Source organism: Methylobacterium bullatum (assembly GCF_014845095.1).
Classification (GTDB): domain Bacteria; phylum Pseudomonadota; class Alphaproteobacteria; order Rhizobiales; family Beijerinckiaceae; genus Methylobacterium; species Methylobacterium bullatum.
Window position 1 is genome coordinate 1 of record NZ_NKUG01000130.1, and the last position, 11,695, is coordinate 11,695.

Here is an 11,695-nt window from a genome sequence, read left to right on the forward strand (position 1 = left end):
GCCCAACCCCATCGACCCGCCGCCGGGATGCCGCTTCAACCCGCGCTGCAGTCTCGTGGAGGATATCTGCCGGAGCCATGTTCCGCCCCTCGCCCCGGTCGACCCCGTCCACCGCGTCGCCTGCCTCGCCCGCCAGCCGGGCTCCGGCCATTCGGCGGCGCCCGCCCTGCCGGTGGCCGCATGAGCACGGCTCTTCGCCACCGCCACCTCTCCGGCCCCGGCGCGGGTCCACTCTCGTGCGAGGTACTTGGGTTCACAGATGCGCTCGACGGCTGTTCCCTCGATGTAAGAAAGTTCGACATGAAGCGCGACGGGCTCCCTCTCCTGGAAGGAGAGGGCTGGAGTGAGGTGTGGTCCATCTCCGAAAAGGTCACACACCTCACCCTGTCCCTTTCCTTCCAGGAGAGGGGACCCGAGCAGCCCGCGAGATGTGCGAATATCGTAGGCTGCACGGAGACGGACAGGAGCCCGTCGCGACACTCGACGCACCGAGGAGGCTTCCGATGAGTCGCGGGCTCACAGAACCCGCCGTCGAAATCCAAGGCCTGAAGGTCACCTTCGGCGGCAAGGTCCGCGCCGTGGATGGGGTCGATCTCACCCTCGGCCGAGGCCAGGCCATCGCCCTCATCGGCGAGTCGGGCTCGGGCAAGAGCGTGACCCTGCGCGCGATCATGCGCCTCAACCCCGAGCGCAAGACGGCGATCGAGGGCCGCATCCTCGTCGCCGGCCGCGACGTGATGGCCATGGGCAAGCGCGACCTGACGGCGTTACGCGGCCGCGAAGTCGCGATGATCTTCCAGGAGCCGCTGCTGGCCCTCGATCCGGTCTATACGGTGGGCCGCCAGATCATGGAGGCGATCCGCCAGCACGAGGGGATCGGCGCGGCCGAAGCACGCGCCCGAGCGCTGCAGCAATTCGAACGGGTGCGCATTCCGAGCCCGGAGCGGCGGCTCGACGCCTATCCGCACGAGATGTCGGGGGGCATGCGCCAGCGCGCGATGATCGCCCTCGCCCTCGCCTGCAACCCCAAGGTCCTCCTCGCCGACGAGCCGACGACGGCCCTCGACGCCACGGTGCAGATCCAGATCCTGCTGCTGCTGCGCGACCTGCAGGCGGAGCTCGGGCTCTCCACCCTCTTCGTCACCCACGATCTCGGTGCCGCCGTCGAGGTCGCCGACCGGATCGCGGTGATGTATGCCGGCCGCATCGTGGAGGAGGGCTCGGCCCGGCAGGTGGTGCTGAACCCGCATCATCCCTACACGATCGGCCTGCTGCGCAGCCGCGCCGACGGGGCGCTCGCCAAGGGCTCCCGGCTCCAGACCATCCCGGGAAGCCCGCCCGACCTCGCCAACCGCCAGCCGGGCTGCCCCTTCGCACCGCGCTGCTTCCTTGCCGAGGAACGCTGCCGCGTGGGCGACCCGCCGGTGGTCGAGGCCGGACCTGGCCATCGCGCCGCCTGCTGGAAGACCGACGAGGCGACGCGGAGCTTCCAGGCACAGCGGGCGGAGATGGTGGAGGCGTAGCTCTCCCACCCACGACCTCGCCCTTGGGTGCCGGAGCGAAGCGCAGGCCTCGAAGGAGACCTCCCATTCACCCTCCGATCCCTGGAGGCCTCCTTCGAGGCCGCTTCGCGGCACCTCAGGTCGGAAGGTTGAAGAACCGACCCCATTCCGAAAAGACCAACCCGAGACAACGGACACGCCCATGAGCACGACCCACAATCTCCGCGTCGACGGCGCGCGCCTGTGGTCCACGATCATGGAGACCGCCCGGTTCGGCGCCACCCCGGCCGGCGGAATCAACCGGCTGACCCTGTCGCAGGAGGATGGCCAGGTCCGGGACTGGTTCCGGGATGCCTGCGAGGCGGCGGGATTGGAGGTGCGTGTCGATGCGCTGGGCACTCAGTTCGCCCTGCGGCGCGGACGCGACATGACGCGCCTGCCGGTCGCCTGCGGCTCGCATCTCGACACGCAGCCCACGGGGGGCAAGTTCGACGGCATCCTCGGCACCCTGGCAGGTTTGGAGGTCATGCGGGCGCTGAACGATGCCGGCATCGAAACCGAGGCGCCCCTGCTCCTCGTCAACTGGACCAACGAGGAGGGCTCGCGTTACGCCCCCGCCATGATGGCCTCCGCCGCCTATGCCGGAGAATTCACGGTGGAGGACATCCATTCCCGGCGGGATGCCGCCGGTATCGCCGTGAAGCAGGCGCTGGAGGCCATCGGCTATCTCGGAGACGAGCCGGTGGGCGAGCGCAGGATCGGCGCTTTCGTGGAACTGCATATCGAGCAGGGTCCGATCCTGGAGGCCGAGGCGACCACCATCGGCGTCGTCGAGGGCGGGCAGGGGATCGCCTGGTTCGACGGCGTGGTGACGGGTTTCGAGAGCCATGCGGGCACGACGCCGATGCCGCGCCGTCGCGACGCCCTCAACGGCTTCGCCGAGATCGCGCTGGCCGTCGAGCGGATCGCCCATGCCCACGGTCCCACGGCGGTGGCGACGATCGGCGAGGCGGTGATCGGCGCGCCGTCGCGCAACGTCATCCCCGGCCGCATCCGCTTCACCCTCGACGTGCGCGACCCGAAAGCCGAGACCCTCGACGCGGTCGAAAGCGAATTACGAGCGGAACTCGACGCCATCGCCGGCCGGCGCAAGCTCACTATCGAGTTGACCCGGATCTGGCGAAAGGAACCCGTGCCGTTCGATGCCGGGGTCGTGGGCGCCGTCGAGGCGGCGACCAGGGGCTTGGGTTTCAGCCATCGCCGCATGGTCTCGGGCGCTGGCCACGATGCCTGCAACATCGCCGCCCTCGCCCCGACGGCCATGATCTTCGTGCCCTGCCGCGACGGGATCAGCCACAACGAGGCGGAGTCGGCGACGCAGGGCGATTGCACCGCCGGCGCCGATGTCCTGCTCCAGACCCTTCTGACCCTGGCCAACGCACCGGTTCGGGCCGGCTGAGCGGGACGCCATGTGCGCCGGGCGAAGCCGACGCCGCACCGCTTCCGGCCATTCACCGCGCGAGACCGCCCAGAATCCCTCTGAGGTTCCCGTCACCGGCACGCGACATGCGAGTTCGCCCGCATCGAAAGGGGCGATCGCGCCGGTTCCGTCATGGGCGCGGCTGTGACGGGCGCCCGCAGGAGGGCCGGGATGGCGGGGGCAGATGCATGACCTCGCCCATCCACGGGGTGGCAACGGGGACGGACAATGCACCGAGCGAAATTATGTCCCATTCGCCCTACAGCGGGTTGTGCGGCAGGAGAAAAACACGCAACGACATAGTGTTTCGGAACATCCTGGCATAAAATCGTTCATGTCAGGCGGCACATTGGCCGAGGAGAAAGAAACATGCCGCCACGGTCGTCGATGGATCCATCCGGACGGTCGGATGGCGCATCGCGCCGGTTGCCCTCCCGCCGCCTCCTGAAGTTCATGCAACATGCCACGGATGTCGGCTTCTGGTCGGCGGACCTCGAAGAGCTCGACATCCACGGATCGATCGGCCTCCATCGCGTTCTCGGCCTTTCCCCCTCGGTCGCCCTGAGCTTCGGCGTCGTGGAGGCCATGATGCATCCCGACGATCGTGCCGCGCATACGGATATGCTGACCCTGCTGCGCGAAGGCCAGCCGCTCCGGCGCGAGTTCCGCATCATCCGACCGGACCAGACTTTGCGCTGGATCGCCAGCCATGCCGAGGTGGTGCTCGGCCCCGGCAACCGCCCGAGCCAGGCGATCGGCGTCGTCGAGGACGTGACCGATCGCTACGATGCGAAGCATTCCACCAAACAGGGACCCGATCGCTTCGAGGCTCTGCTCTCGGCCACGGCTGCGGTGGTCTGGATCGTCAGCCCCGATGGGAAGTCGATCGACATGCCGCTCTGGGAGGAGCTCACCGGGCAGCGACACGATCAGTTCCAGGGCCTCGGCTGGATCGACGTCCTGCATTCCGACGACAGGGAACGCACGAACTTCGCCTGGCGCACGGCCCTCAGCCACGACACGGCCTACAACACCGACTACAGAATCCTCTGCGTCGATGGGGTCTATCGCTGGTTCAACGCCCGTGGCGTGCCGATCATGAACCGGGACGGCTCGGTGAAGGAATGGGTCGGCGTGTGCCTGAGCGTCCCCGGACAGAGCCGCTTCCAGGCGGCCTCGTCGAGCACGGACGCTCGCGGGCCCGCGACCGATATCGGCCGCGGCAGCGGGGATCTCACCTCCGCACAGGTCCGGGCCGCGCGCGGGATGGCCGGCCTGTCGAAGGACGAATTGGCGCGGCGGGCGAGCGTATCGGTCTCGACCATCGTGCGGATCGAAGATCCGGAGGCGACCATCCGCCCGCGACGCGACACGGTGCAGGCGGTGCGTCAGGTTCTCGAGCAGGCGGGCGTCGTCTTCACCTTCGATCCGGGGCAGAAGCCCGGTGTGCGGGAGGCGTGAGGCCGCCTCCGCTCAGGCGCTCGCGTCGCTGGGCGCGGGCTGCTTGAACCGTTCCTTCATCCGCTTGCCGAGGTTCGCCTTGCGCGCATTCAGGGCGAGACGGATGGCGCGGTCGATATCGGCCGGGGAGACATCGTTGATCTGGCCCGCGAGCGCCAATAGGCGCTCGTCGTCGGAGAAGGTCAGTTCGCAGCGATAGAGCAGCATCAGCACGCGTCCGTTCCGGGGATCGACCTGAAGCGCCCGTGACAAGACCTGGGCTCCCTCGCCGGCGGCGCCATAGCGGAACAGCCGGTCGCCCGCCTCCAGCATCAGGGCGAGATCCGCACCGGCCACATGGGCGACGGCACGCCACGCCGCCAGGATCGATTCCTCGTCGCCCGTCGGCTCGAGCGCCTTGGCGGCCAGCCGACGGATACGCCCCTGACCGTTGGTCATCAGGGCGGAAACGTAATAGCTGAGCCGCTCCTCGCTCTTTTCCTCTTCCGCAAGACGCCCCAGAGTCTTCCAGGGCTCTTCCAACTCGGCATCCGCCTGGCACGCGCGCAGGATCAGTTCCCCGCCGCGCTCGCGATCTCCCTTGATCAGGGCGATCTCACCGAGAAGCCAGATGCCGGTGGCGCCGTCCGCCTCCCGCCGGATCTCGGCCTCCGCGATCTCGGCCAGGGCGTCGACATCCTGCTGTTTCAGGGCGCGCCCGATTCTGACCGGAAGGGCTTCCTCGGCAACGGATTCGAGAAGGGTAGACGAGCCGCCATCCTCGATCGCCTTCACCTCAGGACGGCGCGCGCGCTGGGCGAGGCGCACGGCCCGTTCGGCCTCCTCCGGGTAGAACTCCACGATGAGAGCCGCCAATTCGGCCAACCGCTCATTGTCGGAAAAGAGCAGTTCACTTCGGTAGAGCATCACCAGGAGGCGGCCATTCGTCGGATCGGCCGCATAGGCGGCCTCGAAGATCCGGGCCGCATCCTCCCCCGCCCCCGCGCGGAGCAAGCGGTCGCCGGCCTCGATCAGCACGCCCACATCCGTCCGGGCCGCGGCAGCGACCCGACGCCAAGCGTCGGCGGCCGCCGCGTCGGTGCCGGTCTGCTCGATGATCTTGGCGGCCATCCGCAAGATCCGGCATTGATCGTTGGTCATCAGCACGGAGGCCAGGAGCTTGAGCCTCTCCTCGTCCTGCTCGTCTTCGGCGACGCGCACCAGAGCCTTCCACGGCTCCTCGAAGGAGGGGTTGGCCTGACAGGCGCGTATGATCAGGTCGATGCCGCGTCGACGGTCCCCCCGCGACAGGGCGAGTTCCCCATACAGCCAGATCGCCGTGGGGCTATCCGGATCGTCCTGCATCTCGGACGTGGCGATGGCGGCCACCATCGGCCAATCTTCGAGCTTCAAGGCGCGACGGATCCGCGCCAGCAAGGTCTCGGTGGCATCGACATCGGGCTTGTTGAGGTCGACCAGCCTCATGTATTCGTGGATGGCCCGCTGAGCATTGGAGTAGAGGACGATCTTATCGGCCTGCACCACGCCGACGATGTCGCAGAACTCCCGCACCTGGGCGACGTTCGACGAAATGACGATGAAACCGCTCGTAGCCGAGCGTTGCTTAATCACGCTGGCGAAACGGTCGGTGAACTCAGCCGTCTGCGGAAGAATGTCGCCGTCGACGAAGTAGGTCTCGTAGGGCAGCCCGTAGGACAGGGCATACCGAAACGCTAAGGCGATATCGGCGGGCACGTGCTTGTACGGCACGTCCATGAAGGCATCGATATTGGCCACGAAGGCGACGAACTTGATCAGGCTTCCCGGCTCGATGCGGTGCATCTTGGCCGCGAACACGCAGTTCCGCCTCAGCGTATGGAGGGCGACGATCCCAGCCATGCGACCGACGGGACTCGAGATGTCCGCCTCGCGCCGCACCTTGCCGATGGCGGGCTGCCGCACCCCCGCGATGAGGTCGCTGAAGGCACGGCGCTCGATCTTCGAGGCGCAGAGGATGCCGACGCGACGGTTCGTCGGGATGACCCCGGAGAGACCGCACAGAACCGCATGCGACCGCGACTGGAGCGACCGGACCCAGACGTTCTCCAAGATCAGCATGAACCATCTCGCCAGGAGACCGGTGGACAGCCCTTCACTGAACGTGTTCCCGGTCGAGCGCCCAATCCCGATCTCCCAACCCGAAATCTAATGCCGCGTCACGCGAGGACGCAACAGCCCGCATCGATACACCGCGTCTCGACAAAGACTTAGCCGAACGCTTCGACCCGGCCGACCGAGTCCGGCCCCCATGCCGGTGCCGGGTGTCTCCCATGAACGCAGCCCCTGCTGCAACGACGTGGCCGGAATGAGGGCGCCCATTCGTCGGGGCACCTCCAACAATCGCGTGATCCGCCGCCGGACAGGGGGCCCTTCACCCCATCCGGGACCGGTCGCCGGCATCCTCCACGCGAACGTGAGCGGCCGCATCGCCGGGCCGCTCATCGAGATAATCGAGGAAGGCCGGGGCATCCACGGTCCAACTGTCCATCGCGCCGTGGTGAGGCTCCAGCCAGCCCCGATAGCGATGTCCCATCACGAGGCTGAGCCGGGCATAGTTCAGACGCAGGAAGTAGGTCCCGTCCTGGACCGGCACAATCTCGGTGATGTGGGTTCCGGGCTCCGAGAAGACGATATGTGCCAACCCGGCCCCATGAGGAGCGGCGATCCGCTTCGCCGACGAGACGACGAAGACCTGCTGCCACAGGGGCATGGTCCCGAGGGCGACGCCCGCATAGCCCCTCGTCGTGATCTGGGCCTCGAGTTCGGCTTCGTTTCTCATGACCCGTCGGCTCGAATCGCGGCGGGAGATGTAGATCGCATCGCCGGCGCTCACGTTTTCCTGCGCAGCGATGGCACGGGCGGACCGCTTCACCCGCTCGATGACGGGTGCCACCTGGTACCAATAGCTGAAACCCTGCATGCCGCTGCGGGCGATCAGCAGCCGCTGGACGAAGACCGCATCACCGACATCCACCACCGTCTGGGGCAGGCCGGCCAGACGCAGGGTCTCCTTCTCGAAGGAGGGGGCCTCGTCGCTCAGGAGGATCACCGCATCCGGCGCCCCGTCCTCCAGCATCCAGGCGAAGAGCGGCAGGCGATCCACCAGCCAGTGATAGATACCGCGCGTGCTCTTGATGGCGAAGAAGCCTGTCGCGATGCCGGGCACTTCCGCGCGCGACAAGCGGGAAATGGGCGTTCCCTTCGAGACGATGAGGCTGCCGTCCTCCTTCCAGATCTGGCCGTTCCGGTCCACGAACACCTCCCGGTGCTCGATGATCTCGGGCGGCTTTGCCCGGGCGACCTTGGTCCGGAAGCTCTCGATATCTGCGGTGACCTTGATGGCGTGGCGCGGCGGGGTTCGCTCGCTCGACCGGATCTCGACGGAGCCCTGAACCCGCTGCCCGGAGCCGAAGAACGGAAATCGAATCGTCGTGGCCGCCGCCTTGACGACGCCCGCCGCGGCGGAGGATCCGACGGGGACGGCCTTCGCCATGGCCGCCTTGATCGCCGACCGGAGGGCGGCATCCTTGGTATGGGGGAGGAACGATTTCGCCTGGTGGGCGAATCTCGCCTCGGCCATCACGGCCGCATCGGCGGTGAAGACCGCCCATGCGGCCGCCGCTTCGCCGAGCATCAGGAACCTCTGGCTCACCGCATACCGATCCCGCGTCGACCATCGCGCGCCCAGGCACTGGCTTTCGGCCCAGGCCAATGCTTCGACGTCACGCATCTCGCCGGCGGCGCGGATGAACATGCCCATCATCGACGGGCTTTTCTTGAGTCGCTCGCCGTTACGGGCCCGTGTCAGGATCGTCGGCCAATCGCCTCGCTCGAAGGCCAATTCGAAATCCCGGTACTTGAATCCCGTCCCCCTGAAGACGGCCCAACGCCAGATGCGCCTGAGAAGACGACGGCCGGTTTCCATGACGGGCTGAAACATAGTGATGGATCATGTCCTTCGTTGCTTCCCATGACATCGCTCCTTCATGAAGGAGAAGGGAGAACCAATCCGTCATCAGCGGCATGTGTCGTGTGCCCGTGCCCTTTGGGGCTCCGATCCGCCGGTATCGGAGAGTCCGTCATCCACAGCCGGCCCAAGAACGGGCCGCTGCCCTGCAATAGAGTACCTTCGCATCTGCAAAAGCCTGTGATAGTTCCACAACGCTGACGCAATTAGGAGGTTTACGCATGCTCAACCGGTCAAAGCTCCCCCTTTTCCTTGCCATCGCCGCCCTGGCCGTCCCCTTCGCCGTCGCCACCCCGGCCTCCGCCAAGGGCAACAAGATCATCTCCATGATCGACACCGACAATGACGGCACGATAGACCTGAAGGAAGTCCAGGCCGTCGCCAGCGCCAAGTTCGACGCCCTCGAAGGCGACAAGGACGGCACCCTCGACGCCAAGGAGCTCAAGGGTCGCGGTGGCAAGAAGGTGATCGCGGAAGCCGATCCGGACAAGGATGGCACGATCGACAAGAAAGAGTACCTCGCCCTGGTCGAGTCCCGCTTCAAGGCGGCCGATCCGGACAACGACGGCACCCTCGATGCGGCTGAGCTGAAGACCCCGGCCGGCAAGGCCCTGGTCAAGCTGCTCAAGTAAGCCGGCAGGGGCCGCGCTCGCCGCGAGCGGGCCGGACCACGGTTTCGAACAACGACCAGACCCCATGTGCCGGCCGGCGCATGGGGTTTTTTCGTCGTCTCGGACGTGAGCGAAGGTTTCGCGAGGCGCTCGAAGGCCGACGTACCCGGCGAATCACTGCGCGGCTTCGACCGGCGACGGATGATTCGGTGGTCGGCATTCTCAAAAAAGAAAGGGATTTGGCGCTAGAAGAGGCGAACTCGACCTCGAACCACGCCGAAAGACGCCAGAATCTGTGCGCTGCAGCACCTTGATGCGTCGAGACTTGTTTAAGGGCGAAAGATCCCTAGATACAGTGACATCATGACAGCGTCGTATCGCGGCTTCCCATGAAGTCACGGGGCGGATCGGAAGCAACCGAGGCATCGTCGTGCCCCGTGGCGGAAGGACCGTTCGTACGGCGGATTTCAATCCACGGTCCCACCGGGCGTGCGCCCGCCAGAGACGCAGATCCTGCGAGTACGTTTTACATGAATCAACTCGTTCGCCTGTCACAGATCGGCGATGCTGACGCCATTGCCGAACCGTCGGCCGAACTGCGCGTCCCCTTCGCACAGTCGGGCGCCTTCGTCTGCAAGTTCATCATCGGCGAGCCGAACGATCGCGCGGTCTGTTGCGGTGCGCCTGCGCCGGATGGCAAGAGCTGGTGCGCGTTTCACCGCCGCATCGTCTTCGAGCCGGCACGTCCCGGCCGCCTTCGCTAAAGCGGTCTTCGCTTCCCCCGCTATCATGGAATGCCTCGCCGGCTCTCGCCAGCGAGGTTTTTTGCGTGGGCGGAGTGATGCGCAAGCCCAGTCAGAAACGCCGACGGTAAAGCCCGGCGCGCACGATCAGTCTTCGGGATCGCCCCGATCCTCGGGCCCGCGGAGAGCCTCGAAGGGGCGTCCGTGCATCGGGCGGGGGTCATTCGAGCGGACGACGAGATATCCCGCCTCGCGAGCCTCCCGCAGGCGGGCCGCCTGATAATCTCTGCCCCCATCATCCCGGCGGAGATAGGCCGGCCCCTCTTCCGGGAGGTAGCCGTAGCGATAGCCGGGAGTGTCATCGTAGTTCGGCTGAAAGGCACGGACGGTCCAGGTTCCGTCTCTCGCCACCCGGCTGGCGGGCGCCCTGACGGCGACGGGGCGGAGAGTCTCGCGACCGGCAGGGACCAGGCGGCGGACGATCCCGTGGCCGGGTGCCTTTCTGCTCGCGTGCCGGCTGGCCGTGGCGGGCCGGGGTCTGGCAGCCGCGTCACGGCGGTTTCGCGCCGCCTTCCCGGCACGGGCCGTCGCGTCGGCCTTCCGGACATCCTGCTGCTTGCCATCCTCGCGCCCGGCGACGGGCGAGGGTGCGGCCTTCCGGTCGGGCGGATCGGTCCATGCACGGCCGGCGGGAGCGGGCGTCGCGTCTTTGGCGAGGGGCGCGTCCTGAGCGGAAACGGTATCGGTCATCGGCATGGCGCAGAGCGCCGACAGGCCGAGCGCCGAAACGATGGTCGAAAACCGATGAAGACGCATTGGCATCGACTCTCTCCAGGCTGGTGCCGAGAGATCGGACGCATATCGGCGTTCCACCTCCGCACGGCCGCCCGGCAATCGCTGTCGGACTGAGATGTCAGCTTAACGAAAGCTTACGATGGCGTCCACGATGCTATGTTAACCGGCATTCCGTTTGGGGTGGATGCCCCGTGGGGATGCCCGGCACCGGACCTGCTTCGGCGTCCGGATGCGGTTGCCGTCCGGGCTCGGCGGACACACATGGCACCCGACCCGACCGCGACGACAGCCTTGCCCGGGCCATCGTCGTCGGACACGGTCGCGGCCGGGATTTTCCTTGCAGAGCTCCACAATCGCCCCGGCGTGGAGAGGAGAAACGCCATGAGACGATTCCTGTCGGTCCTCGCCCTCGTGGGCGGCGTCGCGCCCGCCCTCGCGCAGGCGCCTGCCCCGGCGGCGAGTACCGCGCCGCAGACCTACGAGAGCAAGGTCGTCAACACGAAGGGCGAACCGATCGGAACGGTCACCATCCGCGATGGAGCGAGCGCCCTGGTGCTGCGTCTGGCGATCCAGCCCGGTGGCCTGCCTCCTGGCTGGCACGGCATCCATTTCCACGCCGTGGCCGATTGCTCGGACATGGAGAAGTTCGAGAAATCGAAGGCTCACGTCAATCACGACCAGAGCAAGCACGGCCTGCTCAACCCGGAAGGGCCTGACGAGGGCGACCTGCCCAACGTCTATGCCAATGCCGATGGCTCGGTGAATGCGGAGGTGTCGAGCGAGACGCCGCTCACGGGCGAGGGCGGGTTGAAGGATGCCGACGGCTCGGCCTTCATCATCCACGCCAACGAGGACGACCATACCAGCCAGCCGATCGGCGGGGCGGGTGCTCGCCTCGCCTGCTCGGTCATCAAGTAGCCGGCCATCGCATCCTCGGCGCAGGGCCGCCGGAGGATGCGAATGCCTCGAACGGCATCACGGCCGCCGCAAAAGCAGAGCCGTGATGCCGGGTTCTCGTGTTTGTCGTCCGGTCAGCGCTGACCGTTGCCGATGCTCACGAGCTTGGCACCACTGCGTGCCTTCTGCTCAGGCAGAGC

The 11,695-nt window shown here is 66.9% G+C and carries 10 protein-coding genes; 7 read left to right on the top strand and 3 right to left on the bottom strand.

The genetic code is table 11. The annotated features are described in order from the left end of the window. The 4 genes from MBTS_RS17765 to MBTS_RS17780 form a co-directional block, all read left to right on the top strand. Positions 1-184 (top strand): oligopeptide/dipeptide ABC transporter ATP-binding protein (locus MBTS_RS17765; RefSeq protein ID WP_342357239.1); only part of this gene is annotated, 184 nt, incomplete at its 5' end. 319 nt (positions 185-503) lie between these two features. Beyond that, a complete protein-coding gene (locus MBTS_RS17770) occupies positions 504-1,523 on the top strand; it encodes an ABC transporter ATP-binding protein (RefSeq protein ID WP_192216141.1) in 1,020 nt (339 codons plus the stop codon). Between the two features lie 181 nt (positions 1,524-1,704). After that, entirely contained in the window at positions 1,705-2,961 is a 1,257-nt protein-coding gene (locus MBTS_RS17775; RefSeq protein ID WP_192216142.1) for a Zn-dependent hydrolase, read from the top strand. A 474-nt stretch (positions 2,962-3,435) separates the two neighbouring features. After that, positions 3,436-4,443, top strand: coding sequence for a PAS domain-containing protein (locus tag MBTS_RS17780; RefSeq protein ID WP_238253909.1), 1,008 nt, complete (start codon positions 3,436-3,438; stop codon positions 4,441-4,443). Between the two features lie 12 nt (positions 4,444-4,455). Here the strand turns inward: MBTS_RS17780 and MBTS_RS17785 are convergent, their stop codons facing one another. Together MBTS_RS17785 and MBTS_RS17790 are read right to left on the bottom strand one after the other, a co-directional pair. Continuing rightward, entirely contained in the window at positions 4,456-6,540 is a 2,085-nt protein-coding gene (locus MBTS_RS17785; protein WP_056146708.1) for a hypothetical protein, read from the bottom strand. 313 nt (positions 6,541-6,853) lie between these two features. Beyond that, the gene (locus tag MBTS_RS17790; RefSeq protein ID WP_192216143.1) at positions 6,854-8,422 is read right to left on the bottom strand and encodes a glycosyltransferase family 61 protein; all 1,569 of its coding nucleotides are present in this window, start codon (positions 8,420-8,422) and stop codon (positions 6,854-6,856) included. 248 nt (positions 8,423-8,670) lie between these two features. Here MBTS_RS17790 and lanM point away from each other — a divergent pair, with 248 nt between their 5' ends. Together lanM and MBTS_RS17800 are read left to right on the top strand one after the other, a co-directional pair. Beyond that, on the top strand, positions 8,671-9,081 hold the full coding sequence (gene lanM, locus MBTS_RS17795; protein WP_018043413.1) for a lanmodulin LanM: 411 nt from the start codon (positions 8,671-8,673) through the stop codon (positions 9,079-9,081). Positions 9,082-9,590: 509 nt separating this feature from the next. Beyond that, on the top strand, positions 9,591-9,824 hold the full coding sequence (locus MBTS_RS17800; RefSeq protein ID WP_018043414.1) for a GcrA family cell cycle regulator: 234 nt from the start codon (positions 9,591-9,593) through the stop codon (positions 9,822-9,824). A 126-nt stretch (positions 9,825-9,950) separates the two neighbouring features. Here the strand turns inward: MBTS_RS17800 and MBTS_RS17805 are convergent, their stop codons facing one another. Beyond that, positions 9,951-10,625 (bottom strand): hypothetical protein, encoded by a 675-nt coding sequence (locus tag MBTS_RS17805; protein WP_192216144.1) that lies wholly within the window; start codon positions 10,623-10,625, stop codon positions 9,951-9,953. Positions 10,626-10,979: 354 nt separating this feature from the next. Here MBTS_RS17805 and MBTS_RS17810 point away from each other — a divergent pair, with 354 nt between their 5' ends. Then, positions 10,980-11,516: a superoxide dismutase family protein gene (locus MBTS_RS17810; RefSeq protein WP_192216145.1), complete on the top strand. Its 537-nt coding sequence runs from the start codon at positions 10,980-10,982 to the stop codon at positions 11,514-11,516. Positions 11,517-11,695 lie beyond the last annotated feature (179 nt).